General features: G+C 63.8%; 24 protein-coding genes. 4 read left to right on the forward strand and 20 right to left on the reverse strand.

The features are described 5' to 3' along the window. Nucleotides 1-163 precede the first annotated feature (163 nt). On the forward strand, nucleotides 164-1,498 hold the full coding sequence (locus STHERM_RS09125; protein WP_013314603.1) for an acetate kinase: 1,335 nt from the start codon (nucleotides 164-166) through the stop codon (nucleotides 1,496-1,498). A gap of 66 nt (nucleotides 1,499-1,564) precedes the next feature. On the opposite strand, the gene STHERM_RS09130 is transcribed toward STHERM_RS09125, so the two are convergent. The 14 genes from STHERM_RS09130 to icd form a co-directional block, all read right to left on the reverse strand. Then, nucleotides 1,565-2,113 (reverse strand): DJ-1 family glyoxalase III, encoded by a 549-nt coding sequence (locus STHERM_RS09130; protein ID WP_013314604.1) that lies wholly within the window; start codon nucleotides 2,111-2,113, stop codon nucleotides 1,565-1,567. Between the two features lie 63 nt (nucleotides 2,114-2,176). Next, complete coding sequence (priA, locus tag STHERM_RS09135; RefSeq protein WP_013314605.1) at nucleotides 2,177-4,120, reverse strand: replication restart helicase PriA; 1,944 nt, start codon at nucleotides 4,118-4,120, stop codon at nucleotides 2,177-2,179. 4 nt (nucleotides 4,121-4,124) lie between these two features. Then, nucleotides 4,125-4,886 (reverse strand): uracil-DNA glycosylase, encoded by a 762-nt coding sequence (locus tag STHERM_RS09140; RefSeq protein WP_013314606.1) that lies wholly within the window; start codon nucleotides 4,884-4,886, stop codon nucleotides 4,125-4,127. After that, on the reverse strand, nucleotides 4,879-5,625 hold the full coding sequence (gene truA / locus STHERM_RS09145) for a tRNA pseudouridine(38-40) synthase TruA (protein WP_013314607.1): 747 nt from the start codon (nucleotides 5,623-5,625) through the stop codon (nucleotides 4,879-4,881). Before truA ends, STHERM_RS09140 begins: the two co-directional genes overlap by 8 nt. Beyond that, nucleotides 5,612-6,511, reverse strand: coding sequence for a DUF2225 domain-containing protein (locus STHERM_RS09150; RefSeq protein WP_013314608.1), 900 nt, complete (start codon nucleotides 6,509-6,511; stop codon nucleotides 5,612-5,614). Before STHERM_RS09150 ends, truA begins: the two co-directional genes overlap by 14 nt. Next, nucleotides 6,508-6,885: a holo-ACP synthase gene (locus STHERM_RS09155; protein WP_013314609.1), complete on the reverse strand. Its 378-nt coding sequence runs from the start codon at nucleotides 6,883-6,885 to the stop codon at nucleotides 6,508-6,510. Before STHERM_RS09155 ends, STHERM_RS09150 begins: the two co-directional genes overlap by 4 nt. Beyond that, nucleotides 6,882-7,850: a YbbR-like domain-containing protein gene (locus STHERM_RS09160; RefSeq protein ID WP_013314610.1), complete on the reverse strand. Its 969-nt coding sequence runs from the start codon at nucleotides 7,848-7,850 to the stop codon at nucleotides 6,882-6,884. The genes STHERM_RS09155 and STHERM_RS09160 overlap by 4 nt, the downstream gene beginning before the upstream one ends. Further along, nucleotides 7,847-8,644 carry a diadenylate cyclase CdaA gene (gene cdaA, locus STHERM_RS09165; protein ID WP_013314611.1) on the reverse strand — a complete coding sequence of 266 codons (798 nt, stop codon included), beginning with the start codon at nucleotides 8,642-8,644 and terminating at the stop codon, nucleotides 7,847-7,849. Before cdaA ends, STHERM_RS09160 begins: the two co-directional genes overlap by 4 nt. Then, nucleotides 8,641-9,507 (reverse strand): dihydropteroate synthase, encoded by an 867-nt coding sequence (gene folP / locus STHERM_RS09170; RefSeq protein WP_041623529.1) that lies wholly within the window; start codon nucleotides 9,505-9,507, stop codon nucleotides 8,641-8,643. The genes cdaA and folP overlap by 4 nt, the downstream gene beginning before the upstream one ends. A gap of 48 nt (nucleotides 9,508-9,555) precedes the next feature. Beyond that, nucleotides 9,556-11,451 carry a 1-deoxy-D-xylulose-5-phosphate synthase gene (gene dxs / locus STHERM_RS09175; RefSeq protein WP_013314613.1) on the reverse strand — a complete coding sequence of 632 codons (1,896 nt, stop codon included), beginning with the start codon at nucleotides 11,449-11,451 and terminating at the stop codon, nucleotides 9,556-9,558. 192 nt (nucleotides 11,452-11,643) lie between these two features. After that, complete coding sequence (locus STHERM_RS09180) at nucleotides 11,644-12,654, reverse strand: P-loop NTPase (RefSeq protein ID WP_013314614.1); 1,011 nt, start codon at nucleotides 12,652-12,654, stop codon at nucleotides 11,644-11,646. 57 nt (nucleotides 12,655-12,711) lie between these two features. Beyond that, entirely contained in the window at nucleotides 12,712-13,614 is a 903-nt protein-coding gene (locus STHERM_RS09185; RefSeq protein ID WP_013314615.1) for a mechanosensitive ion channel family protein, read from the reverse strand. 2 nt (nucleotides 13,615-13,616) lie between these two features. Beyond that, nucleotides 13,617-14,402, reverse strand: coding sequence for a DUF432 domain-containing protein (locus STHERM_RS09190; RefSeq protein ID WP_013314616.1), 786 nt, complete (start codon nucleotides 14,400-14,402; stop codon nucleotides 13,617-13,619). 60 nt (nucleotides 14,403-14,462) lie between these two features. Then, complete coding sequence (gene icd, locus STHERM_RS09195; protein WP_013314617.1) at nucleotides 14,463-15,671, reverse strand: NADP-dependent isocitrate dehydrogenase; 1,209 nt, start codon at nucleotides 15,669-15,671, stop codon at nucleotides 14,463-14,465. A 100-nt stretch (nucleotides 15,672-15,771) separates the two neighbouring features. Here icd and STHERM_RS11770 point away from each other — a divergent pair, with 100 nt between their 5' ends. The 3 genes from STHERM_RS11770 to STHERM_RS09210 all read left to right on the forward strand — a co-directional run bounded on the left by STHERM_RS11770 (nucleotide 15,772) and on the right by STHERM_RS09210 (nucleotide 18,929). Next, nucleotides 15,772-16,830: a tetratricopeptide repeat protein gene (locus STHERM_RS11770; RefSeq protein WP_013314618.1), complete on the forward strand. Its 1,059-nt coding sequence runs from the start codon at nucleotides 15,772-15,774 to the stop codon at nucleotides 16,828-16,830. A gap of 125 nt (nucleotides 16,831-16,955) precedes the next feature. Continuing rightward, entirely contained in the window at nucleotides 16,956-18,071 is a 1,116-nt protein-coding gene (locus tag STHERM_RS09205) for a LysM peptidoglycan-binding domain-containing protein (protein ID WP_237223260.1), read from the forward strand. A 3-nt stretch (nucleotides 18,072-18,074) separates the two neighbouring features. After that, nucleotides 18,075-18,929, forward strand: a complete 855-nt coding sequence (locus STHERM_RS09210) for a hypothetical protein (protein ID WP_013314620.1) — start codon at nucleotides 18,075-18,077, stop codon at nucleotides 18,927-18,929. On the opposite strand, the gene STHERM_RS09215 is transcribed toward STHERM_RS09210, so the two are convergent. The 6 genes from STHERM_RS09215 to STHERM_RS09240 are packed head-to-tail and all read right to left on the reverse strand — an operon-like array spanning nucleotide 18,895 to nucleotide 25,395. Then, nucleotides 18,895-20,163: a M20 family metallo-hydrolase gene (locus STHERM_RS09215; protein WP_013314621.1), complete on the reverse strand. Its 1,269-nt coding sequence runs from the start codon at nucleotides 20,161-20,163 to the stop codon at nucleotides 18,895-18,897. The two genes, STHERM_RS09210 and STHERM_RS09215, sit on opposite strands and share 35 nt — an antisense overlap. Nucleotide 20,164: 1 nt before the next feature. Then, nucleotides 20,165-20,782, reverse strand: a complete 618-nt coding sequence (locus STHERM_RS09220; protein WP_013314622.1) for an IMPACT family protein — start codon at nucleotides 20,780-20,782, stop codon at nucleotides 20,165-20,167. A 38-nt stretch (nucleotides 20,783-20,820) separates the two neighbouring features. Next, nucleotides 20,821-21,936, reverse strand: coding sequence for a GntR family transcriptional regulator (locus tag STHERM_RS09225; RefSeq protein WP_013314623.1), 1,116 nt, complete (start codon nucleotides 21,934-21,936; stop codon nucleotides 20,821-20,823). Nucleotides 21,937-21,992: 56 nt separating this feature from the next. Further along, complete coding sequence (locus STHERM_RS09230; RefSeq protein ID WP_013314624.1) at nucleotides 21,993-23,639, reverse strand: glycoside hydrolase family 43 protein; 1,647 nt, start codon at nucleotides 23,637-23,639, stop codon at nucleotides 21,993-21,995. A 2-nt stretch (nucleotides 23,640-23,641) separates the two neighbouring features. Further along, nucleotides 23,642-24,505: a carbohydrate ABC transporter permease gene (locus STHERM_RS09235; protein ID WP_013314625.1), complete on the reverse strand. Its 864-nt coding sequence runs from the start codon at nucleotides 24,503-24,505 to the stop codon at nucleotides 23,642-23,644. Continuing rightward, nucleotides 24,502-25,395: a carbohydrate ABC transporter permease gene (locus STHERM_RS09240; RefSeq protein ID WP_041623533.1), complete on the reverse strand. Its 894-nt coding sequence runs from the start codon at nucleotides 25,393-25,395 to the stop codon at nucleotides 24,502-24,504. The genes STHERM_RS09235 and STHERM_RS09240 overlap by 4 nt, the downstream gene beginning before the upstream one ends. Nucleotides 25,396-25,442 lie beyond the last annotated feature (47 nt).

The raw sequence follows: 25,442 nt of genomic DNA on the forward strand, positions 1-25,442 counted from the left end.
CGCGAAACACCGGCACCGCGGGATGGATGCGCACCTCGCCCATGCTGATATATCAGGAAAACTCGAAATTTTCCCCTTTTACTTGAAAAAAATACCGCATTGTGCCACCCTGTAAGGGTAATCACATGTATCCATCTTCATTTCATACGCGGAGGTTTCCCCCATGGTTATCATGACCCTCAACTGCGGAAGCTCCTCTGTGAAGTACCAGATCTACGACTGGGACAAGAAGCGGAGGCTCGCATCCGGTATCGTGGAACGCGTCACCCAGAAGGGATCCGTGATCGTCCACGAGGCCGCTGGAAAACCCGAGTACAAGAAGGAACAGGATTGTCCCACCCACAGAGAGGCCATCCAGCTCATCATCGAGGCCGTCCTCCACCCCGAGTACGGGGCCATCTCCGACCTCTCGGAGATCAAGGCCGTAGGCCACAGGGTGGTGCACGGAGGAGAGAAGTTCGCCCAGTCGGTGGTCATCACCGACGAAGTGATCGAGGTCTTCAAGAGCATCGCCCACCTCGCTCCACTCCACAACCCGGCCAACATCCAGGGGATCGAGGCCGCCCGCCAGCTCCTGCCCGACGTGCCGCACTGCGCCATCATGGACACCGCCTGGCACCAGACCATGCCCGACCACTCCTACCTCTACGCCCTCCCCTACGAGTGGTACGAGAAGTACGGGGTACGGCGCTACGGGTTCCACGGCACCTCGTTCCTCTACACCTCACGGAGGGCGGCGGTGCTCCTCGGCAAGAAGCCCTCCGAGACCAACCTCATCATCGCCCACATCGGGAACGGGGCGAGCATCAATGCGGTGAAGAACGGGTGCTCCTACGACACCTCGATGGGCCTCACCCCGCTCGAAGGACTCGTGATGGGCACCCGCTGCGGCGACATAGACCCCGCCATTCCCTTCTACATCATGCAGCAGACCGGGCTCTCCCCCAAGGAAGTGGAGTCCATCCTCAACAAGAAGAGCGGCGTCCTCGGGATCACCGGGAAGTGGGTCGACCGCAGGGACGTGGAGATCGCGGCGGAACAGGGGGACAAGCGCGCGATCCTCTGCCAGACCATCGAGGGGTACCGGATCAAGAAGTACATCGGGGCCTACATGGCAGCCCTCGGCCGGGTGGACGCCATCGTCTTCACCGCAGGCGTGGGTGAGAAGGGGCCCATCATACGACAGATCGCCCTCGAAGGCCTCGAGGCCCTGGGGGTGAAGCTCGACCCGGAGCGCAACCGCGTCTCCATGACCCGTAACGCCGAGACCATCATCTCGACCGATGATTCGCCGGTGAAGGTCTTTGTCATCCCCACCGACGAGGAGATGGTGATGACCGAGGACACCTACGCCCTCATGAACGGCACATACGATATCCACACCCGGTTCACCTACACCTTCGAGAGCCCCTCCTACAGGAACGTGGAACGGCTCGAAAAGCTTCCCCGCGACATGGAGAAGTGGCCGGGTCTCGAGAAGATCATCCTCAACCCGTGAAGCGGGAGATCGGACACGCGAGGAACGGGGAGCCCTACAGCTCCCCGTTCCTCTTTCATCGACCGACTAGAGGATGAGGGTGGCCTTGCCCACCTTCTGGTAAGCCTCTTCCCCGGCGAAGGCGCGCACCAGCTCGAGCCCGAACAGGCCTGCGGTCCCCACGCCCCTGCTCGTGATGAGGTTGCCGTCTTTCACCACAGGAGAGGGCTCCCACGTACCGCCCTCCACCTCCTTCTCCATTCCGGGATAGCAGGTGAAGCGCCTTCCTTCGAGGAGCCCCGCCTTGCCCAGCACCACCGCGGGAGCGGCACAGATCGCCCCGATGGTCTTTCCCGCCTTCATGCAGTGGGAGAGCCAGGCCCGCACCGCGTCCGAGGCGGCGAGGTTGCTCGAGCCCGGCATACCCCCCGGCAGCACCATGCCGTCGAAGTCCTCGGGCGAAAGATCCGAGAGGAGAGCGTCGGTGACGATGCGCACGCCGCGCGAACCGGTCACCTCCTTGCCGGTGACGCCGGCCACCACCACTTCCACGCCGGCGCGCCTCAGCAGGTCGATGGGGGTCACGGCCTCCACATCCTCGAATCCATCGGCGAGACATACTGCGACTCGTGCCATACAAGCCTCCTTGAGAGCGTGTTCTCTATCCAAGGGTACTCCGAAACGGGGTGATCGGCTACCTCATACCACCTGCACCGGATCCACGTCCACCTCGAGGTGCACGCCCGAGGAAGGCCTGAAGAGGGGGAGGGTGCGGGCGAGGAGGCCGTGCATGGGGGCGAGTGAGGACGAGCGGAGGAAGAGGTGGTACCGATAGTTGCCGGCGATCCTCTCCATGGGGCAGGGGGCGGGGCCCAGGAGCTCGACACCCTCGGGCAGGTCGGCCGAAAGGAGGGAGGCGAATCCCCCGGCGTCCCTCTCCACCTTGCGCTCGTCCCTTCCCCGGAAGACAAGGCGGACGAGTCTCGAGAAGGGAGGGAAGAGTGTCTCCTTTCGCACCTCGAGTTCCTCCTCGTAGAAGCGACGGAGATCGTGCTCCCGGGCACACACGATGCCAGGATGATCGGGCAGATACGTCTGGATGACGACCCGACCACCCGGCATGAACCTGCCCGCACGGCCCGCGACCTGAACGAGGAGGGAGAAGACCCGTTCGGCGGCCCGGAAGTCGGGCATGTGCAACCCGGTATCGGCCAACACCACCCCCACGAGCCCGAGGCGGGGAAAGTTGAAGCCCTTGGCGATCATCTGCGTCCCGAGGAGTACGTCCACCTGGCCGGATTCCATCTCCTCGAGTACGCGCTCGAGTACGCCTTTCTTCCGGGCCGTGTCCGTGTCGAGTCGGGCGATGCGGTAGAAGGGAAAGGTTTCCCTGAGTTGCTTCTCCACCTGCTCGGTGCCCGGCCCGCTGTAGCGTACGTCCACGCTCCCGCACGAGGGACACACGTCGATGGGTCTGGTCCGGTAGCCGCAGTAGTGGCAGACCATCACCTCTTCGGCCCTGTGGTACGTGAGGGGGAGCGAGCAATGGCGGCAGGTCATCTCGAACCCGCAGGCCCTGCATCCCACGTAGTGGGCGAATCCCCGCCTGTTGAGGAAGAGGATGGTCTGCTTTCCCTCTTTCTTGGTACGCTCGATCTCCCTGAGGAGGGGTTTGGAGAGCGGGCCGGGATGGTCCTTGAGGGAGACGATCTCTATACGGGGGGGCTCTCCCCCCGCCACACGCTCGGGAAGGTGGAAGAAGGGAAGCCGCCCTGTATGCATGAGATGGTAGGCTTCGAGCGAGGGGGTGGCGCTCCCCATGAGGAGGAGGGCGCCCTCGGTGCGGGCGCGGTGCATGGCCACCTGGCGGGCGTGGTACCGGGGGGTGGCACCCGACTTGTAGCTCGACTCGTGCTCCTCGTCGAGCACGATGAGCCCGAGGTCGCCGATGGGTGCGAAGACCGCGCTCCTGGCACCTATGACGAAGCGCACCTCGCCACGGACGATCCTCCGCCACTCGGCGAGCCGTTGTGAGGCGGTGAGGCGAGAATGGAGCACCGCCACGTCCTGGCCGAACCGGGCGCGGATGGTCTCCACCACCTGGCGGGTGAGGGCGATCTCGGGCACCAGGTAGAGCACCCCCTTCCCTCGCTCGAGCATATGCTCGGCGACCGTGAGGTATACCTCGGTCTTGCCCGATCCGGTGACGCCCCAGAGGTAGAACATGGGGTGGGTGCAGGAGAGCACGGCCTCCACTGCCTCCCGTTGGGCCGGAGAGAGCCGGTGCCGCCGGTACGCCGCAGGTTCATCATACGGCACGGGCGCCTCGCGTTGCACCCTCCCGCCGGGGATCATGGCCGAGAGGGCCTCCCCCAGTCCGCATAGGTAGTAGGAACTCACCCATTGCGCAAGAGAGAGGACACGCCCGTCGAACAGGGGTTCTTCATCGAGCACCTTCTCCACGGGCTTGAGGTCCTCGGGTGCCACACCGGAAGGAGGATTCCCCCTCACCCCTACCACGTACCCGGTGAGCACCCGCCCCCTCACGGGCGCCCGTACCCGCACGCCCACGGGGACCTCTCCCTCCACCCGGTACGTGAGGGGTTCACGGAGGGGAAGATTGAAGGCCACGTCCACCCACATACCCTCACCTCGAGGCATCGTGCACGCCCGCCCCCTCCCCGCGCAGGACGGAAGAGAGGAGCTTGAGGTCCTCCCAGACAGGCCTCCTCAGCGACGGATCCCTGAGGACCGCGCTCGGATGGTAGGTGGGCACCAGGGGAATGTCCCGGTACCGGTAGACCCTCCCCCGGAGGCGGGAGATGCCCTCCTGTGTACCGAGCAGAGTGGAGGCGGCGAACCTCCCCACCGTGAGGATGGCCCGCGGTCTCACGAGCGCGATCTGTGCTTCGAGGAAGGGGAGACAGGCCGAGATCTCGTCGGGACGGGGATCGCGGTTCCCCGGCGGCCTGCATTTCACCACATTCGTGATGAAGACATCCCGGCCTCGCTGCAGCCCTATGGCCGCGAGCCACTTGTCCAGGTACTGCCCGGCCCTCCCCACGAACGGCTCGCCCTTCACGTCTTCGTCCGCGCCGGGGGCCTCTCCCACCACCATCACCGGGAGGCCCACCCTCCCTATCCCCGGCACCGCATGCCGCCGGGTCCGGGCGAGGTCACACCGGTTACAGGCGCGCACCTGCTCGTGGAGGGCCCCGAGCGTGCGTGCCGGATCGTCTCCGCCGGTGGGTTTCCTCTCACTCCTCTCTCCTGATCCTGCCACGAGGGGAGGGGCTCCCGCCGGGACGGTGGGGGGGGCGGGGTGTGGGCGCTCCCATCCCCCATGGACGAGGTCTTCCACCAGGAACGAAAGCTCCCACAACTCCTTGTAGAGATCCTGCTCACTCATACTGCACCTCATGGAGGAAGAGCCCCCACGCCGGGGCGCTGTCCGAGGCCGCCGATCTGTCCCTCGCCTCCAGGATCTTCCGCATCATCTCGGGGTCGGCCTTCTGTTTTTCGAGGTCGAGCATGGTACCCACCAGGGCCCGTACCATCCGCCAGAGGAAGGCGTTCCCCACGATACGGAACACCAGCTGAGACCCCTCGGGGAACCACGAAGCGGTGTGGATGAGGCGCACCTTGGACGGGCTCGGATCCGACGGGCTGCAGAAGCTGGAGAAATCGTGCTCGCCCACAATGCAGGAGGCATACGCATTGAGGAGACGGACGTCCGGCAGGCGGTTCACCCACAGGCTGTAGCGCCTGAGGTGGGGATACGGCGAGGGCGAAGGAAAGACGTAGTAGCGGTACTCCCGACGCACCGCGCTGTAACGGGCGTGGAAGTCGGGAGGCACCTCCTCGGCCTGGAGGGCCTTCACATCGCGGGGCAGGAAGGAGTTGAGCGCAAGGGCGAACTTTTCCACCGGGAGGGAATCGATGTCGGTGATGAAGTTGATACACTGCCCCACGGCATGTACCCCCGAATCAGTGCGGCCCGCCGCATGGACGTGCACCGGGTGCTTGTGCATCCTCGCCAAGGCATCCTCCACCACCCCTTGGACACTCCGGCCATTCGGCTGCCGCTGCCACCCCACGAAGTCCGTCCCATCGTAGGCGAGCACCACCTTGATGTTACGCTGACCCATCTACCGGCTCCCCTCCATCGGCCCCCAGGGACTCGAGCTCCTTCCGGATGAGGTCGTAGACGTCTCTTGCATTGTCGAGGAGCACCTGGGGCTTGTGCCTGGATGCCCTGCCCATGCCGAAGATGCGCGCGATGATCTGCTTGGCCCGCATGAGCGAGGCGATCCGCTTTTCCCTGTTCGATCGTGGACCATACCGATAATCGAGGAGTCCTGCAAGATAGAGGACGCCGTCGTAGCCGTAGTTCTTGTCGAGGTCGGGTCCCTGGTACTTGAGGCGGGAGAGCACCTCCTCACCTTTCTGCTCCCTCTCCACCGCCAGGATGTAGAGAAAGCGTGCCTTCCGGTAGAGGTGACGCACGAGGAGGCCCCAGCCCTCATCCGGGAACTGGGCCTGGAGGTCGGAGGCGAGCCAGGCCCCGCGGAGGGCCGAGAGTCCCATCTTGAAGGTGGGAGCCGTGTCGGCCGGAAAGTGTTCGTAGCAGAGCATGGCCAGCACGTAACTCGCCACCCCTTCGTAGAGGCGCCGCGGGGCCGAGAAGGAGAGGTCGGGAAAGATCGAGAGGAGGAGCTCACGGCGCGCGTCGGTGGAGGCCTCGAGGGGAAGGAGGGCCTCGGCGGGGATCTCGAGGAAGTCCTCGGGATAGGCAGCGTAGAAGCATGAGGGACACACCGTCACAGGATACACGAGCGGGTAGACCGCCCCATACTTCTTCGAGGGCTCGTAGAGCCTTCGAAGCTCCAGCGTGAGGCGGCCCGCGATGAGACGCCCCCGCCCCGAGAGCAGGTCTTCCCTGAAGAACTCGGTCCTGCACACGGGACACTCCAACGGCCGCTTGGAAAAGTAGGTGAGCTTGAGACCCTTATCAGGGCTGGATTCCTGCGTCATACATCCCCCTCTATGACCACCACGGCGATCGCCGCGTCTTTCTCATGGGTGAGCGAGAGGTGCGCACGGGCCCCCCCACGCCGTGCGAAGAGGTCGCGGGCCCTTCCGTGGAGCACGAGATAGGGTCGGCCGTGGGGATCGTTCTCCACCTGCACCTCGTTCAGCGAGAACCCGCGCAGCCCCGTCCCCAGGGCCTTTGCAAAGGCCTCCTTGGCCGCGAACCGTGCGGCGAGCGATCCGGCGACCCCTCCCCCCTTCCGTCGTATGCTCTCTATCTCGAGAGGGTGGAAGTAGCGGGCCACCAGTCCGGGGTTCTCCCACCAGTGTGCGATCCGGTCGATCCTCACCACATCGATGCCCACTCCCAGGATCATTCCCCCTCCTCCGAGACGACTCCGGTAGCCGGGGACTCCCGAAACCTCACCCGTACACCCACCTGGCGAGGTGAGAAGTCGAGCACCACCACCTCCTGGGGAACGATCGGCCGCACCTCCAGCACATACTCACCCGGTTCCTCCACCTCTGCACAGTCCACCACCAGGTGCACATCCTGCGGGGCGAGCCCCTCCATGGTCGAATACGGCCCCTGGATGGTGACCGACCCCTCCTCGGGAAGGCCTTCCATCTCGAGAGAAGGCGACAGGTCCACCGCCACCAGGGGGACCTTCTCAAAGGTCTGATGGATGATCCGTTCCCTCACGAGGACACGCACCTCCACCACATCCCCTCCCGGGATCCTCACGGAAGGAGCGGGCCTCACCAGCCGCACGGTGAGGCTCGCATCCTCGGTCCTGCTGGAGAGGTCGATACGCTCCGTGCGTATCTGCGTCACCCCCTCGATCACGTCCCTGGGACCTTCCACCTCGACCGACGAGGGGATCACGAGCATCTGGACCACCTCGTACCCGGGCGGCGGGGAACCCGCCACATCGGGTATCACCTGGAGCGACTTGGAGAGCTTCTCCACCAGTTCCACCGTGATCTGCGAGGGTTCTATGGAAAACTCGGCTTCCACACCCAGGGCGGATTCCCCCCGATCGAGATGGATCGGGACGGTGTAACGACCCGGCACCGTGTGGGAAGAGAGGTCCACGTACACGGACAGGTCCTCGGGGAGGAGGGCGTAGATATCCTCCTCCCTGCCCCGTATCCCCACCCGTACCTTCTCCGGAAGGGGACTCGCAGGGATGAGCGTCTCCGGGAGGCGGGCGCTCAAGGAGATCATCACATAGCGTTCCTCGAAGGCCGAGTACCTCTGGGCATAGAAGAGGAGGACGGCGAAGACGAGAGAGACGATTTTCGCGGGGAGGTGGTGGAACACGTTCCTCTTCGTCCTCATACCCCTTCCCCCTGTTCGATGCGGGTCCTCTCCCTCGGGAGTCCGAGCAACCCGGCGAGGACGGCCCTGAGCTCCTCGGGCGAGAGGTCGTAGAGGAGCTTGGATTCGTAGGCGAGCGAGAGGGCACCTGTCTCCTCCGAGACCACCAGGACCACCGCGTCCGACTGTTCGGCGAGTCCAAGAGCAGCCCGGTGACGGGCGCCGAAGGCCCGCCGTGCCTGGGGTTGCTCGGAGAGCGGGAGGAAACAGGCAGCCGCGACCACCCGCCCCTTCTCTATCACCACCGCACCATCGTGGAGCGGGGTGTCATGACCGAATATGGTGATGAGGAGCGAGGATGAGAGCTCGGCGTCCAGCCGGATTCCCGTCTCTATCGCGTTCCGCAGACTCATGCTCCGGGAGAGCACGATGAGCGCCCCCCGCCGCGCCGCAGAAAGGACCTCCATGGCATTGAGCACCGCGTCGATGTCGAGGGAATACCTCCTCGCCCCGAGGCCGAAGACCTGTCCCTGGCCGAGCCGGGTGAAGATGCGCCTGAGCTCCGGCTGAAAGATCACGAACACGCCGAGCACCAGGCCCGGTGCGAGGAACGAGAGGATCCACCGGAGGGTCGAGAGCCCCAGGACGAAGGCGAGGAGGTAGAGCCCTCCGAGGAAGAGAAGCCCCCTCAGGACCGGGAGGGCGTTGGTCACGAGGAGCAGCTCGTACGTCTTGTAGATGAGGAATGCGAGTATCCCTATATCGAGGAGGGGGAGGAACACCGTGTCCCAGAGGGTCTTGAGCGTCTCTATCATGACTCCGCCGCAGGCCCGGAGGGGAGCGTCGCTCCTTCCACGGCCTCCTTCATGAGGATGAGATCCCTCGTGGCCTTGACATCGTGCACCCTGAGGATGGCCGCTCCTTTGAGGGCGGCGTGGTAGTGGCACGCGAGGGTACCGGAGAGTCTTTCCTCCACCTCTCTCCCCAGGGTGAGTCCGATGAAGGACTTGCGGGAGACTCCCACGAGCACAGGATACCCGGTGGAGACGAATACATCCAGGTGCTTCAAGAGCAGGAGGTTGTCTTCCCTTCGTTTCCCGAACCCGAATCCCGGGTCGATGATGATCTGGTCGCGGTGCACCCCTGCCTCGAGGGCGTGTTCCACAAACGAGAGGAGCTCCCTCCGCACCTCCTCCACCGGATCGTCGTAGTGAGGATCGATCTGCATCGTGCGGGGTGTTCCGCGCATGTGCATGAGCACCACCGGCACCCCCCTCTCCGCGACGAGCCGTGCGAGGTCGGGATCGTCCCTGAGGGCCGAGATGTCGTTCACGATGTCGGCCCCTGCATCGAGGGCCTCCCGGGCCACACGGGCCTTCCGGGTATCCACCGAGATCGGCACGTCCACGAGCCTCCTCACCTCCCGGACCACGGGAACGAGCCGGGCGAGTTCCTCCTCTTCGGAGACATAGTCGCTCCCGGGACGCGAGGACTCGGCCCCTATGTCCAGGAGATCCGCCCCCTCCTCCACGAGGGCCACGGCCCTCCTCACCGCCTCCTCACCGGAGGCCCTGCTTCCGGGATAGAAGGAATCCGGCGTCGTGTTCACTATGCCCATGATGAGCGGCCGTCGTTCGTATGGAAGGAGGGCTCCAGATGCGAGTCTGAGGGCTTTCATGGGGGCAGTATACCACAAACACGCGGAAGGTGCACGCACTCCCGGCCGTCACGCAGAGTGGGAGTGGAGCCTCCGGGAACCGCCCACCCCCTCGCGGACCAGCTCCGCTATGTGGGCCGCATCGAGGCCGTAGTCGGCGAGGAGCTCCTGCCTCGTCGCATGGGTGGGGAACTCGTCGGGCACGCCTTTGTGGACGAGCCGCACCCCTTCCACATCCACAGCGGCGAGGATGGTCTCTCCGACACCTCCCGAGGCCACCCCATCCTCCAGGAGGTACACGCCCCGATACCGCGAGAAGATCTTTCCAAGATGGACGAGATCGAGCGGCTTGAGAAAGCGCAGGTGGTAGACATCCGCCGGTATCCCCTCGCCTGAGAGCAGTTCTGCAGCCGAGAGGAGCTCCCTGAGGTGCCCTCCGGCTCCCACCAGGAGGACGTGCGCCTCGCCGGTCTCCCGCAGGAACACCCCCCGTCCGGGGATGAGCTCCCCCTCACATGCCGAGAGAGGGGGAAGGCAGACATCCTTCGGGTACCGAAGGGCCACGGGGCCGCCCCTCTCGAGGGCCCAGCGAAGCATGAGGTGCATCTCGTCGGCAGTCGCAGGCATGAGGATGGTCATGCCCGGCACCGCCTTGAGCATGGGCACATCGAAGATACCCTGGTGGGTCTCTCCATCCCCGGGGACGAGGCCCGCCCGATCGATCGCAAACACCACTGGGAGCTTCGGGATGGCCACGTCGTGGATCACCTGGTCGATCGCCCGCTGAAGGAAGGTGGAATAGAGAGCAACCACGGGCCTGAGTCCGGCACGTGCGAGACCTGCGGCGAGCCCCACCGCGTGCTGCTCTGCGATCCCCACGTCGTAGAACCGGTCCGGAAAGGCCTGCCTGAAGGGGGCGAGCCCTGTCCCCGTCTCCATGGCCGCCGTGATGGCCGTGATGCGCTCATCCTTCGAAGCCTCGCAGAGCAGGGCCTGGGAGAAGGCCTGGGTGAAGGTCACCTTTTCCGAGGAGCTCACCTCCCCGCTGTCCACGCAGAACGAGGAAACCCCGTGGTAGGTCGTGGGGTCCTCCTCGGCGTAGGGGTACCCCTTTCCCTTCCTCGTCTTCACATGGACCACCACCGGCCGCTGCATCTCCCTCACGTCCTGGAACACCTGGACGAGTCGATCGATCCGGTGCCCGTCGACCGGCCCCACGTATTCGAACCCCAGGACCGAGAAGAGGTTCTGCTCATAGACCAGAGACTTCACACCGGCCTTCAGTCGTTCGACCATGTCCATGAGCCTTCCCCCGTAGTGGGGGATACCCGCGATGATCCCGTCCACCCACTCCCTGAAGTGCTGGTACGAACTGGTGGATGAGAGCCTGCTGAAGTAGTAGGAGAGGGCCCCCACGTTGGGGCTGATGGACATGTCGTTGTCGTTGAGAACGATGATCAGGTCTTTCTTGAGGTGTCCCGCGTGATTGAGGGCCTCCAGGGCCATGCCACCGGTGAGGGCACCGTCCCCGATGACCGCCACCACCTTCCCCTCCTGCCGGAGGAGTTCCATGCCCATCCGGAGGCCCAGCCCTATGGAGAGCGAGGTGGAGGCGTGTCCCGTCTCCACCACGTCGTGTTCGCTCTCTGACGGCTTGGGGAACCCGCTTATCCCTCCCCTCTGGCGAAGGGTGGGGAAGGCATCACGCCTGCCCGTGAGGATCTTGTGGGGATAACACTGGTGCCCCACGTCCCAGATGATCCTGTCCTTCGGGCTCTCGAAGACATAGTGGAGGGCAAGGGTGAGCTCTATCACGCCCAAATTGGATGCAAGATGTCCTCCCGTCCGGCTCACCGTCGCAAGGATGTACTCACGTATCTCCTCTGCCAGCTCGGAAAGCTGGGAGAAGGAAAGTCTCTTGACATCCTCTGGCCCCTCTACCTGAGAGAGGTACGTGAAGTTCACCGGCCTGCCCTCTTTCGAGTCATGAAACCTCAGCGTTTCTTCTTTTTATGGCGGTTCTTCCGGAGTTTCTTCTTCCTCTTGTGCTTGGCAATCTTCTTCCGCTTACGCTTTCTTCCGCACGGCACCGATCTCTCTCCTCACAAAGAAGTGGTGGATGCATTATGCGAACCCCGCCCCCTTTCGTCAAGGGCCTCACCCCTGGAGTCGGTAGGTCTCCACGCTCACCCTGGAACCTACGGCCTCCACGAGCTTCCTGAAAGGCAGCTCACCTCTGTCGAGGAACGAGAAATCGCCCGAGACACCCGCATGGGCGATCTCCTGGGAGAGGGGGATGCTCCCCAGGAAAGGAACGCCGAGGCTCTCCGCGGTACGGGCCGTGAGCCCCTCGCCCCACACCTCGCCCGCCATGTTCTCTATGACACCCAACAAGGGTACCGAGAGCCGCTTGAAGGCGTCCACCCCGCGCCGCAGGTCCTCCTGGGCGAGGGGATGGGGCGTGGCCACCAGGAGGGCACCGGTGAGCGGCAGGAGCTGGCTCGCGCTGAGCTGCACGTCCCCCGTGCCCGGGGGGAGATCGAGGAGGAGGTAATCGAGTGCGGGCCACTCCACCTGGGTGATGAGCGACTGGAGCATGCTGTGGAGCATGGGACCGCGCCAGACCAGGGCCTGTCCCTCCTCCACGAGGAACCCCACACTCATCACCACGATCCCCTCCCTCGTCCGGGCAGGGACGATACGCTCACCCTCCGCCTCAGGCCCCTGCACGGGCGGGAGGAGGCGGGGGATGTTGGGCCCGTAGATGTCGGCATCCAGGACCCCCACCTTGGCTCCCAACCTGTGGAAGAGATGGGCGAGGAGGGCGGTGACCGTGGACTTACCCACCCCGCCTTTCCCGCTCCCCACCGCGAGCACGGTCTTCACGGGCACCGACAGCCTCTCCTGGATGCGGGTGTCCTGACGGACACGCGCGCTCACACGGATGTCCACCTCCCGCACCTCGGGGAAGGCCGAGAGGAGGGCCTCCCTGCACTGCGCTGTGAGCGTCTCTTTGAGCGGACACCCCGGGGTGGTGAGCTCGAGGGTGAAGGCGATCCTCCCATCCTCTATCGAAAGGTCCTTCACGAACCCCAGCTCCACGATGTTCCTGCCGAGTTCGGGATCCGTGACCTTCGACAACACCTCGTAGACTGCTTCAGGACTCATGGATCTAAGGTACTCACCCGATCCGGGGAAGGCAAGCGCCGGCCTCCCCCCATGGGGTTACGGCCGCCCGTCCTCAGGGGGAGGGACGTCCCGAGCCGCGGCCACGTCGGAGAGGTCATGCGCCTCATCCATCACCCGGATCGGAAAGGGCGAGGTGACCGATCCCGTGTAGACCGAGACGTGGGGGAAGGGTATCTCTATCCCCTCGGCATCGAACCGCTGCTTGATCTCGTGCATGATGGAATTCTTGAGCTTGAGGTAGTCGGTCTTTATGAACCATACCCCGAAGAAGATCTCGATCCCCGAGGCCCCGAAGGCCTTGAAGACGATGAGGGGCTCCGGCTCATCAAGACAATAGGGATTCTTCTCGGCCACCTCGCGCAGTATACGGGCCACACGGGTGAAGTCCTCCTTATAGGCCACCGAGAGATCGATGTCAAGGCGCCGTATGGGATAGTAGGTGATGTTCACGAGCTCCTGGTTGATGAGTCTCTCCGAGGGGATACGTACGAACCTGTTGTCGAAGGTGCGCACCTTCACCGAAAGGAGGTCCACCGAGACCACGAATCCGGTGAACTCGCCCACCTTGATGAGATCCCCTACGCTGAAGGGCCGCTCGGAGAGGAGGAAGATTCCGCTTATGAGGTTCGACATGCTCGTCTGGGCCGCGAACCCCACCGCTATACCGGCGATCCCCGCCGCCCCCAGGAGGGTGGCAGGGCTCACCCCGAGCCTTTGTAGGACTACCAGGATGAGCAGGAGAAGGCCCGAATAGTAGACGATCCTGGTGATGACCATGCTCGCATGAGGCGAGAGCTTGCGCAGCACCACCTTCCGGAGGAAGAGGCTCAGCAGCTTGAGTGCGAGAAACCCTCCCACCAGCAGGCCGAGGATCCCGAGGGCCTCCTTCCACCAGTCCATGGAGAGGAGCCCGGAGAGGTTCACGAACGGCCACTTCATACTCAAAACCCCGTGAGGCTTCGGATGAGGGAAACCCCCATCACGAAGATGTTCCGGGCGGCCTTTTCCCTGGGACCAGAGACGAGCACCTCGCCCTCGGTATACCCCGGAGCACCCCTCTCGAACTGCCACTGGAGTTCTCCGGTCTCTCCGCGGAACGAGAGCGATGCGCGGGAGGTGGTGAGCCTGTCCCCTCCGCGGTAGAGGGAGAGGAAGGCAACGGGCACGACGAGACGTTCCAGGAGGAGCTCCCCCTGCGTGCGGTTGCGGAGGGCCACCCCACAGAGGGCCCACATGCCCGCCGGCCGTGCCTCAGGCTCGGTCATGACCCTGGTCCTGAAGGAATAGCCGAGCACTCCCGACTCAGGAGACCCGGACCACGTGTTGGAGAACACCATCGGTGGGAGGTCGAGGACCGTGTGCTCGTAGGACTCCCCGTAAAGGACGAGCCGCACCCACAGGGGGATGTGGAAGAAGATGCGGTGTTCGTCGCCCGGGAAGATCCGCAGAGGGGCCTCCGGAAACAGGATGAGGGGTTTGTCGGGCAGCGCAGGAAGGAGGGAGAAGGAACGGGCCGGCGCTCTGAGGAGGATGTCCTGGACCACCACCTCCTCCGGAGGCCCGGTGATCGCGGCCCCCGGACGAACGTCGAGATCCACCTGTCGCGACCCGTACCGGTACGCGAGCCTGCACACCCCCCTCTCGTAGCCGAGGGAGAGCCTGAGCCGCCCCACCCGTACGCCGTATCCCCCTCCCTCCTCCAGGGTATAGGCCTCTTCCGGTTGCATGGAACCAGTCTACCCTGAAGGAGCGAGGATGCCAAGGATATCCTCCCTAAGGAAGGTGGCTCACATGTGGGCGATGATCTGGTTCCCGAACTCGCTCGTGGAGACCTGCTCGGCCCCTTCCATGAGACGTGCGAAGTCGTAGGTGACCTTGCGGGAGGCGATCGCACCGGTGAGCCCCTTTTCGATGAGCGCGGCCGCCTCGTGCCAGCCGAGGTACTCGAACATCATCTTCCCCGAGAGGATCACGGAGCTCGGGTTCACCATGTCCTTCCCCGCATACTTGGGAGCGGTCCCGTGCGTGGCCTCGAAGATCGCATGTCCTGTCTCATAGTTGATGTTCGCCCCCGGGGCGATCCCGATCCCCCCCACCTGGGCTGCGAGGGCGTCGGAGATGTAGTCCCCGTTGAGGTTCATGGTGGCGATCACGTCGAACTCCGCGGGTCTGGTGAGGATCTGCTGGAGGAAGGCGTCGGCGATGGCGTCCTTCACGAGCACTTTCCCTTCGGGCACGACGCCGTCGGGGACATCCCCCCAGATGACCACCCGATCGCCGAACTGCTCCTTCGCCACCTCGTACCCCCACGCCCTGAAGGCCCCCTCGGTGTACTTCATGATGTTCCCCTTGTGCACGAGGGTCACGGAGCGCCTTCCGTGGTCGAGGGCGTACCTGATCGCGGCCCGTACGAGACGCTTCGTCCCCGTGGGGCTTATGGGCTTGACCCCGATCCCCGAATCCTCGCGGATCTGCCACCCGAACTCCCTCCTGCAGAAGTCGATGAGACGCTTCGTACGCTCATCCCCCGAGGGGAGCTCGAATCCGGCATACACGTCCTCGGTGTTCTCCCGGAAGACCACCATGTCCACCAGCTCTGGGTGTCGTACCGGTGAGGGGATGCCGGGATAGTACTTCACCGGTCTCAGACACACGTAGAGATCGAGCATCTGCCTGAGCGTCACGTTGAGGCTCCGGAAGCCCCCGCCGACGGGCGTGGTGAGGGGACCTTTGATCCCCACCAGGTACTCTTTGAAGGCCTCGAGGGTCTCGTCCGGGAGCCACGTCCCCTTCTCCCGGTAGGCCCGTTCGCCGGCAAGCACCTCCATCCATGCGACCTTCCGTCTGCCGCCGTAGGCCTTCTGCACCGCTGCATCGAAGACGCGAACCGCCGCACGCCATATGTCGGGACCGGTCCCGTCTCCCTGGATGAAGGGGATGACGGGCTCGTTAGGTACGACGAGTCCTCCAGCTTCCTTTCGTATCTTCTCTCCCACGGCTTCTTACTCCTTCCTGCAGGGGGATATGCATGGCATCTCACTATAGCGGGCCTGCACGCCCTTGCCAACCCCTCGACTTACACTATAAGATCGACCCGTGAGCAGCACCGTCCGTACCACGCTCATCCTCCTCACCGTCGTCGTCCTCTCCCTGTCCTTTTTCTTCGTGCCCTCACCCCCATGGGTGGACGGGTATCTCCTTCCGGAACGACCTCCCGAACGGACACACATCGCCCGACTTCTCTCGTTGATCCCCGAGAGTTCACCCGAGACGAGACTCATCGCGGTCAAGGAGATAGCGGGTTTTCTCGCACAGGAAGGACTCTGGACGAAACGGGCCGCCTTCCTCTCCGGCCTCGCTTCCCGGACCCCCGATTCGCCTCTCACCGCCTACTACCTCTACCTCCTCGCCCGTCAGTACCAACGGGAGGGTGCCGAGCCTCTCGCCCTCCTCTACTACCGGAGGATCCTCGAGGGATATCCCGACCTGCTCATCGAAGGGGTGCCCCTCCACTTCCTCTGTCTCAGGGAGCTGGCCGACAAGGAGGAAGATCCGTACACCAGGATCCGCTACTACAACCTCCTCATCCAACGATACGCATCCCGGATCGATGCAGGCGTGGCCTACTACTTCCTTGCCAAGGCCTACGAACAGGCCGGGATGTGGGACGACGCCATCCGTACCTATCGGCTCTTCCTCAACTATCCCGCCACCAGCATCCCAGGGGAACCCGAGGCCTACCTCAAGGTTCAGGAACTCCTTGCCTTCCACGATTCGCCCAAGAACTGGCTCTTCGACGATCTCGAGAGCCTGTTCGACGCCGTCACGTACGCCATCCGCACCAGGAACGCCGCCCTCCTCTCGCGGTATCGGGCGAAGGTCAACTTCTTCTCCATCTCGTGGGAGCAGGAGCGGACCGCCAAGAACGCCCAGGTGATCTTCGACTTCACCCCCTTCTTCTCCGGAACCAGGGTCCGCTATGCGAGCGAACTCGATCCTTCCTCCACCCCGAGCGAGGCCTACCTGAGGACCTGGGGGTGGTCGTACAGGATAAACGTCTGGTATCTCTACTTCAGGCGGGTGAACTATCCTTTCGATCCCGACATCGACGGAAAGTGGGAATGGGCCGGTATCTATTTCGGCGAGAAGTTCTAGTCTGCATCCTCATTTCGGCGGCCCTCCTCCCGGGGGATGAGGCGCCGTCACGCCCCCTCCGCACCGGACCGGCTGAGGTTCCTTCCTGGTCACACCACGCAGGTCCTCGGGGATACACCCTCCGGGTGCCCCCCCACCCGCTCATCGAGGCCGAACGGAAGCGGCTCCTTTCGAAAGAAGGAATCACATGGCTCGCCCGCAGCCTCGAGCGTGCGAGGCCCTTCTGGCACTTCATCTCCCTCAGCATCATGGAAGCGGGACTCCCCTGGGAACTCGTCTACCTTCCGGTGGTGGAGTCGGCCTACAACGTACACGCGGTCTCCCGCTCGGGCGCCGTGGGGCTCTGGCAGTTCATGGAGAACTCCATGCACCCCTGGCTCACGAAGAACGAGTGGATCGATGAGCGGCGTGACTTCGTCCTCTCCACCCGGGCGGCCCTCGAAAAACTCTCCTACAACTACTCCGTCCTGGGAGACTGGCTCCTCGCCCTCGCCGCCTACAACTGCGGCCTCAACCGCATGCTCTCCATCATACACCTCACGGGGCTCAAGGATTACTTCGCCCTCGCCGAAGGAGGCCACCTCCCTCGCCAGACCACACACTACGTGGCCCGCTTCATCGCCGTGGTGGAAACGGCGTCCCAGGCGGCCCGGCACGGGCTCCCCATCTCGTGGGAGGAACCGTGGGAATGGGAAGGGCTCTCCGTGGACCGACCGGTCTCGCTCCGTCTCCTCTCCGAGCGGACCGGGGTGCCGCTCGACATCCTCGAGGAGGCGAACGCCTCCTTCCTCCTGGGGATCGCCCCTCCCTCCAGCGTGATCAGGATCCCCCGACACCATGCCACAGCAGTGAGGGAAGCCCTGGAATCGGTCCCCCTGCTGGACATCACCCTCCACACCGTACGTACAGGCGACACACTCTCCGCCCTCTCACGGTACTACGGAGTCCCCCTCTCCCTCCTCTACCTCTACAACCCGGACGTCCGTCCACGCGCCCTCACGCCGGGCATGACCATCATCATCCCCCTCGTCTCCCCCCGAACCCCTCCACCCCCTGCCACCCTCCCCGCCTCCCTCAGGTGGGAACACCACACGGTCCAGGAGGGCGAATCCCTCTGGCGGATCGCGCGCACCTACGGCTCCACCGTGGAGTGGATCGCCCTCGCGAACGGCCTCTCACCTTCCGCGGTCATCCATCCGGGAATGCGGCTCAAGATACCCGTGCCCCTGGTCGAGGAATAAGAGATGAGGCGCGTCTTCCTCTTCGCAGGCATCCTCCTCTCGCTCCCCGCCCTCACCCAGGAGGCCCCTCCTGCCATCCACTGGCGGCTGGACTGGGAGGCCCAGACCCTCCAACTCTCCCTCGCCCTCTCCCCCCCTCAGGGCCGGCTCACCCCCGACGCACCCCACCGCACCCTCCAACACATCCAGACGCTCCTGCCCCTCTCTCTCAGACAGACCCTCTCCACCCTCCGCATCTCCTCCCGCATCACCGGGGAGGACTTCTTCCGCTCCAACCCCGATCGCCTCCTCTCCCTCCTCGCCCTCCCCGAGACCAAGCACCCCGACCTCATCACCTACAGCCAGGACCTTTCGCGTATCACCGCCCGCTACACCTTCTCCATACCCCGCGAAATCCTCCCACACCTCCTCCTCCACCACGACCCCGACCCCCTCCCCGAGCGCATCGGATGGGTACCCGCCGACACCTTCTCCGGACTCGTCATCGATGCGAAGGGCACCTTCCCCGTATATGGAAAGGAAGGGGAAACCGCCGCACTCACCCCCTCCCTCTTCCCCCGCCTCTACAGCACCACCGGGGAGCTCGTCCTGAGCGAACGCATGATCCATCCCCAGGTACTCACCCGTTGGGGAGTCGTGGCCTTCACCACCTCCTACCGGGAGGAACCCCATCTCGAGCGCATAGGGGCACATCCCCTACGCATCCGGGCGGAAGCCGTCTTCGGCCAGGGGAGGACCGATCTCGTGATTCCCGAGGAAGCGGTGAGGATGCTCCTCGCCCATCCCGAGAACCGACGCATCCTCACCGAGGGAAGGATCCTCGTCATCTGCGAAAGCGTAGTGCAAGAAGGGCCATGACCCCCGCGTCCTTCACCATGTGCTCGATGACGCAGTACTCATTGGGCTGGTGAGCGGTCTCGTCCACGGTCGACCACACCACACAGTCGAACCCCTCGTTCCGAAGGGGAGCGGCCACCGTGCCCCCTCCTATCCCCATGGGACGCGCCTCGACACCGTAGACCTCCTTCACCGCGGCCTTCAGGACATCCACGAGCGGGGCATCCGCAGGCGTGGGCCTCGAGACGATCCGCTGTATCACCTCCACCGAGATCTCCACACCGTAGACCGCCTCCACCTCGCGGCAGAGGGCCTCGATCGCCCCCATGACCTCGGCAAGGTCCACCTCCGGGAGCACCCGGCAGTCCATGTAGAACACATCCTCGCCCGGCACGGTGTTGATGTTGGGCACGTTGGGGTCCTTACGGGAAGGCACGAAGGTGGAACAGGGAGGCACGAACAGATCGTTCCGCCGGGGGAACCGCTCATCGAGGCGGGAGAGCCTCACCACCAGATCCGAAGCCGCCACAAAGGCGTTCTTCCCCAGATCGGGCCTCGAGGCATGGCACTGGCGCCCCCGTGTGGTGAACTTGAGCCACAGGAGCTGCTTCTCCGCCACCTCGATCATGGAGCCGTCGGGGAGCCCCCCGTCCGGCACCAGGAACACGTCCCCCTCCTTGAAGAGACTCCTGTGGGAGGTCACGAGCGCCTGGATACCGTAGCGGTTGCCGAACTCCTCGTCCGCCACGAAGAGGAGCTTCAGGGGCCTCTCGGGCGCAAGGCCGAGGGCCACCAGGGCACGCGCCGCGAAGATCGAACTCGTCATCGACTGCTGGTTGTCCTCGGTTCCCCGTCCGTAGATACGCCCGTCCTTTACCACCGCGGTGAACGGATCCCCGTTCCACAGTGCGACTTCGCCCGGCGGCACCACGTCAAGGTGCGTCATGATCCAGAAGGCAGGTCCGTTCCTGTCGTGCCAGAGTTCCACCAGGATCGAAGGCCTGGAACCGCGCTCGGCCCGCTCGTCAGGCACCTCCACCACCGAGAGGGATGCCGCCACCCCCTTCTCGCGCGCCTCGCGCAGGAGATGGGCCTCCAGCCACTCGACGAGGGCCTGGGCCTTCTCCCACTCTCCTCGACCACCCACCTCGGGCGAGAGGGCGGGGTGAGAGGTGAGCAGCCGCTGAAGCTCGACCATCTCCTCGGTGTGGGCCTCCATGTAGGAAAGCACTCTCTTGCTCGTATCCTCGTGCATGTCACGCTCCTTCCTCTTCCAGAATGTCGACGTCGCTCCCCGATCCGAGATCCCGAAGCCCCTTCGAGAAGCCCTCGAGGCACCGCAGGGGGAGACGACACGTGAGCGAGACCTCGGAAGTGAACTCCTGCTCGAGCACCGTCACCTCGTACTCCTCGAGCAAGGGCCCCAATCGTGAGAACAGAGGATAGGGAACCACGAGCCGGATCCGCGCCATGGGGACGAAGGGCCGCACGGGGAGACGGTCGAGGGCCCTGCGGGCCGCTTCAGCATAGGCATGGACGAGCCCGCCCGTACCGAGCTTCACGCCGCCGAAGTAGCGGACCACCGTGACCACCACGTTCCAGAGCCTCCTCCCCCTGATGAGGGCCATGACGGGTCTCGCAGCCGTACCGTGAGGCTCGCCGTCGTCGCTCATCCCCTGGACCTCCGAACGCGGACTTCCCACCACATAGGCGTAGACCACGTGTGTGGCATCACTCCACTCCCTCCGTCTCCCCTCGATGACATCCCGTGCCTCTGCGACCGAAAAAGCCGGCACCGCATGGGCGATGAAGCGGGAACGCCGCATCTCCAACTCAGCCCTCGCCTCTCCTGCAGGAACGAGGAACTCGGACATGGCACAAGAGTACCGGATACGCTCCGATGTGGCAACGCCTATCGGGAGGGAGATCCCATGGACTCGCGCTCCACGATCCCGGGCACCAGCTTCACCACCCTCGGGGAACGATCCCCGGAATCGATGGCCTCGAAGAGGAGGTCGGCGGCCTTCCTTCCCAGCTCTTCCTTGGGATGGACGAGCGAGGTGAGAGGTATCTCGGCGTAGTGGGCGTACTCCGAATCGTCGAACCCCAGGATGGAGACATCTCCGGGCACCGACAACCCCGCCTTCCTGATCTCCTGCAACCCCTGAATCGCACAGAGATCGTTGTAGAAGAAGAGGGCGGTGGGCCGTCGTTCAGGAGGGAGGGAGAGGAACGCCGCCACCAGCTTACGGGCGGGATCCATCCCCGGTTGGTCCTCCGCTTCGGTGAACCCCCACACCCACTCCTCCCGGAGTTCACCCCCTCGGGAACGGACCACCTCGCGGAACCCCTGGAGGCGGAGGACACCCGGCACCACGTCCTTCTTGTAGACGATTCCCACCCTCCTGTGCCCCCAGTTCATGAGGTAAGAGGCGGCGAGCCTTCCCCCTTCCACATCGTCGGGTGTTACGAAGGAGAAGGGGAGATCCTCGTAGTAGCAATCCATGAACACCACGGGAATCGAGAGCCTCTCCAGGGCCGAGAGGAGCCGGGTGTTCGACTTGAGGTGCGCGCTCATCGCAGGTTCTATGATGAGTCCCTCGATCCCCCGCTGGAGCATGTTCTGGAGGAGATGCCACTCCTTCTCCGTATCGCCTCCGGAGTTCCCCAGGATGAGGCTGTAGCGCCTCTCGTAGGCGCAGTCCTCTATACCCTGCAGGATGGAAGGGTAGATGTACTTCTTGGTGAGGGGGGTGATCACCCCCACGAGATAGGGCTTCTTCTCGCTCCCCCGCCGTTTCCCCTTGTAGAACGTGCCCTTACCCTGGATACGATAGACGACTCCCTCCTGGACCAGGAGGTCGATGGCCTGGCGCACCGTGTTCCTGCTCACCCCATAGGTCTGGATGAGAGTGGGCTCGGAGGGGATCCTGTCCCCCTCCTTGAGCCCTTCCTTTTCTATGTTGTGCATCAGGATGTCGTAGAGCTGACGGTACTTGGGTATGTGGAGATCGTCTCGAATGTGCATGTCTGCCTCGCATACGGAAGTCTTATCTTATGACCTCCAGTATGCCGCAAAAAAGACTATCCGTCCAGCGCTTCATAAAGAAAGTAATCGAAGTCCGCCCACACCCCCGTCCCCCTGAGGTCCTGGCATGCGATCCCCACGAACATGCCCGTGAAGCCCAGCGGTACCACGTAGTCGTCAGAGAGCTTCCACGAGGGGAGCACAGGTCCAATCTCCTTCCACTCCACTCCGTCGATCGAGTAGGAGAAGCGGACGTCGTAGAGATCCATCTCGACCCTGAGGAAGACCGGCCCCTCATCGGGGAGCACCACCTCGTCGTCTCCCAAGGGCATGGAGAGGATGCCCCTATCGTAGACCAGGATCCCCAAGACTCTCCGTCCCCCGTCGTCCGCAGAGATGTGGAGATAGTACTGGTTCGACTCGTCGTAGCGTACGAGGAGGCCCGCCATGTGCTGAAAGCTCGTCGGCGAGAACTCCACGGCCGTCTGGGCCCGCCATCTGAAGTGTTCCACCCTCCGGGCCAGGAGGCTCTGGTCGAACTCCGAGAGGATCGACTCGCGTCCGTAGAGGCGCACGAAACCCGGCCGCTCGGTGAGCGAGTACTTCCCCTCAAGCGGCATCCTGAGGAACTGGTACTCGGGCCTCAAGCCCGGGCCGTCGAAATCGTCCTTGAACACGGCCCCACCCCGCTTCTCCACAGGATCACCGGGCAGGCGCACCTCGGTCTGCGGATGGGGGCCTCCCTCCACGTGGGGCCAGTCATCCTCGCCCCATCGCACCGCCTGGAGGGCCGTCTCCCTCCCGAGCGGGCAGTAGAGGGTTCCCGGAAGGGGCCTGCCGCACAGGTGGACGAGTACCCACAGGTCGTCGGTGTAGGGACACATGCTCGCGTGTCCCGCCTTCTGGAGACCCTCGGCAAGGTACGGGCGGACGTCCCCTCCATACTCCACCGCCCGATCGAACCCCTCCCTGTCCCTCACGCTCGTGAGGATGGGATTCTCCGGGTGCACCTCGTACGGGCCGGTGATGCTCCTCGATCGCGCACACGTGACCGCATGGGCATAGGTGGTCCCGCCCTCCGCGACGATGAGGTAGTACCAGCCGTTCCGCTTGTAGAGGTGCGGCCCTTCCGTGAGGCCGATGGAAGTGCCGGTGAAGATCTTGTACACCGGCCCCACGAGGCGCTTGGCCCCGGGATCGTACTCCTGGAGGAGGATCCCCGAGAAGTGGTTGTGTCCCGCACGGTAGTCCCACTCCATGTTGAGGAGCCACTTTTTCCCATCGTCGTCGTGGAAGAGCGAAGGATCGAACCCGCTCGAATTGAGGTAGACCGGCTCGCTCCACGGACCTCTCACGTCTTCGGCCATGGTGAGGAAGTTGTGCACATCCTTGGGCCCCTCGGAGTTCCCCCGATCGGTCCAGGTGCGCACGATCGAGAAGATGAGGTAGAACCGCTCGCCGTCGTGGCTCAGGCACGGGGCCCACACCCCCGCCGAGGCCCGCACCCCCTGGAGGGGGAGCGCCCCCGGGTCGTCCAGGGGGCGGCTCACGAGCTCCCAGTTCACCAGATCCCTGCTGTGGTGGATCTGGACACCAGGAAACCACTCGAAGGTGGACGTGGCGATGTAGTAGTCGTCTCCCACACGCACGATGGAAGGATCGGGATTGAAGCCGGGGAGAATCGGATTCCGTATGGTCCGCATGCCTACTCCTTGAGTGCGCCGAGGCTGATGCCCTCGATGATGAACCTCGAGGCGATCGAGTACACGATGAGGATGGGCAGCAGGGAAAGGGCGATCGCCAGGTAGAGCATACCGAAGTCGGTCTTGTAGGTACTGGTATTGAGCTGTCCGATGATGATGGGCACCGTGAACTTCTCATTCGAAAAGAGCACGACGAGGGGGAGCAGGTAGTTGTTCCAGTTCCCCACGAAGGCGAAGATCCCCATGGTGGCGAGCCCCGGGGTCAGGAGCGGAAGCCCCAACCAGTGGAAGATCCGCAACTCCCCTGCACCCTCGATGCGGGCCGCCTGGAGCATCTCCTGATCGATGATCGAGGAGGCGTACTGGCGCAGGAAGAAGACCGCGAAGGCGTTCGCCCCTCCCGGCAGGATGAGGGCCCAGAAGGTGTCGAGCATGTGGTACGCACTCAGGAGCTGGAAGTAGCCTATGATACCCAGCTGCGCGGGCACCATGATCACCCCCAGGACCACGGCGAACAGGAACCGTTTTGCCGGGAAGTTGTAGAAGGCGAACCCGAACCCCGCGAGGGCGGCCACGTAGAGGCCGAGGAGGGTGGCGGACGTCGCCACGAAGAAGCTGTTCCTCAGTCCCCGAAAAATGTTGAGATTCTCACCCTTCCCTTTGCCCCACAGGGTGATGAAGTTCTTTCCCAGGGAACTCCCGGGGAGGAGACTCAGGCCCTGATTGATCTCCATGCTCGAACGCGTGGCGTTCACGAACGTGATGTAGAAGGGAAGGAGACAGATCACCGCGAGGATGATGAGGAACAAGTAGACCACCACCCGCTGGATGAGTATCCGTGTTGAATAGGATTCCATTCCGATCATCGTTTCCTCCTGTTCTCTCGACCCGCGAGTACGAAGTAGAGGAGTGAGAAGAGCACGATCAGGAAGAAGAGTACCCAGGCCACCGATGCCGCATAGCCCATGCGGTGGTAGCGGAAGCCACGGTCGTAGAGGTATATCACCGTGGTGGTGACCGCCTGACCGCTCTCCCCTGCGAGTCCCATACGGAGGATGTAGGGGATATCGAAGATCTGCATACCTCCTATGAGACTGGTGATGAGCACGAAGGTGATCACCGGGGCGAGGAGCGGCATGGTGATGGACCAGAAGGCCTGCCAGGCGCTCGCGCCGTCCACATAGGCCGCCTCATAGTACGTCTTCGGGATACCCTGGATCCCCGTGGTGAGGATGATGGCCGTATAGCCGAACCAGAGCCAGGTCTGAACGATTGAGACGATGAACTGGGTCCTCACGGGATCCCTGAACCAATCGATGAAGGCCTCTTCGTTGGCCCCGAAGAGGATCTGGTTGAGCGCTCCGTGCTTCCAGTCGAGGAGCACGTTGATGAGCAGGGCGATGGTCGCCGCGGTCACCAGGTTGGGGAAGTAGTAGACCGCCCGGAACACGCTTATCCCCTTGATCCTGTACCTGATGTCGGTGAAGAAGAAGGCCACGAGAAAGGCGAGGGCCAGCTGCATGAGGATGTTGGGGAGCCAGATCCGCCAGGTGTTCAAGAAGGCGAGCCAGAAGTACTTGTCCACGATGAGGTCGGCGTAGTTCTTCAGGCCCACCCAGTCCATCTTCTTGAGGCCGTCGTAGTTGGTGAAACTCAACATGAGGGTGTTGATGATGGGATAGAACTGGAACACAATCAAGAAGAGGAAGAACGGGGCGACGAACCCGAGCCCCACGATCTGTAAGTATCGTTTCACGGTTCCCTCCATGAAAATGGGGGCTGCAGAGGTGCTCTGCAGCCCCC

It is taken from the genome of Spirochaeta thermophila DSM 6192 (assembly GCF_000147075.1).
Taxonomy (GTDB): domain Bacteria; phylum Spirochaetota; class Spirochaetia; order Winmispirales; family Winmispiraceae; genus Winmispira; species Winmispira thermophila_A.

Excerpts from the sequence above, each read along its gene's own strand:
- STHERM_RS09190 (WP_013314616.1), bottom strand. The coding sequence starts at position 14,402 with ATGCAACCGGAAGAGGCCTATACCCTGGAGGAGGGAGGGGGATACGGC.
- STHERM_RS09210 (WP_013314620.1), top strand. The coding sequence starts at position 18,075 with ATGAGGCGCGTCTTCCTCTTCGCAGGCATCCTCCTCTCGCTCCCCGCC.
- STHERM_RS09125 (WP_013314603.1), top strand. The coding sequence starts at position 164 with ATGGTTATCATGACCCTCAACTGCGGAAGCTCCTCTGTGAAGTACCAG.
- cdaA (WP_013314611.1), bottom strand. The coding sequence starts at position 8,644 with ATGATAGAGACGCTCAAGACCCTCTGGGACACGGTGTTCCTCCCCCTC.
- STHERM_RS09230 (WP_013314624.1), bottom strand. The coding sequence starts at position 23,639 with ATGCGGACCATACGGAATCCGATTCTCCCCGGCTTCAATCCCGATCCT.
- STHERM_RS09150 (WP_013314608.1), bottom strand. The coding sequence starts at position 6,511 with ATGACGCAGGAATCCAGCCCTGATAAGGGTCTCAAGCTCACCTACTTT.
- priA (WP_013314605.1), bottom strand. The coding sequence starts at position 4,120 with ATGTGGGTGGACGTGGCCTTCAATCTTCCCCTCCGTGAACCCCTCACG.
- STHERM_RS09160 (WP_013314610.1), bottom strand. The coding sequence starts at position 7,850 with ATGAGGACGAAGAGGAACGTGTTCCACCACCTCCCCGCGAAAATCGTC.
- STHERM_RS09140 (WP_013314606.1), bottom strand. The coding sequence starts at position 4,886 with ATGAGTGAGCAGGATCTCTACAAGGAGTTGTGGGAGCTTTCGTTCCTG.
- STHERM_RS09235 (WP_013314625.1), bottom strand. The coding sequence starts at position 24,505 with ATGATCGGAATGGAATCCTATTCAACACGGATACTCATCCAGCGGGTG.
- truA (WP_013314607.1), bottom strand. The coding sequence starts at position 5,625 with ATGGGTCAGCGTAACATCAAGGTGGTGCTCGCCTACGATGGGACGGAC.
- STHERM_RS09220 (WP_013314622.1), bottom strand. The coding sequence starts at position 20,782 with ATGTCCGAGTTCCTCGTTCCTGCAGGAGAGGCGAGGGCTGAGTTGGAG.
- STHERM_RS09130 (WP_013314604.1), bottom strand. The coding sequence starts at position 2,113 with ATGGCACGAGTCGCAGTATGTCTCGCCGATGGATTCGAGGATGTGGAG.
- STHERM_RS09215 (WP_013314621.1), bottom strand. The coding sequence starts at position 20,163 with ATGCACGAGGATACGAGCAAGAGAGTGCTTTCCTACATGGAGGCCCAC.
- STHERM_RS09155 (WP_013314609.1), bottom strand. The coding sequence starts at position 6,885 with ATGATCCTGGGAGTGGGCATCGATGTGGTGAGGATCGACCGGATCGCA.
- STHERM_RS09180 (WP_013314614.1), bottom strand. The coding sequence starts at position 12,654 with ATGAGTCCTGAAGCAGTCTACGAGGTGTTGTCGAAGGTCACGGATCCC.
- STHERM_RS09225 (WP_013314623.1), bottom strand. The coding sequence starts at position 21,936 with ATGCACATTCGAGACGATCTCCACATACCCAAGTACCGTCAGCTCTAC.
- folP (WP_041623529.1), bottom strand. The coding sequence starts at position 9,507 with ATGAAAGCCCTCAGACTCGCATCTGGAGCCCTCCTTCCATACGAACGA.
- STHERM_RS09185 (WP_013314615.1), bottom strand. The coding sequence starts at position 13,614 with ATGAAGTGGCCGTTCGTGAACCTCTCCGGGCTCCTCTCCATGGACTGG.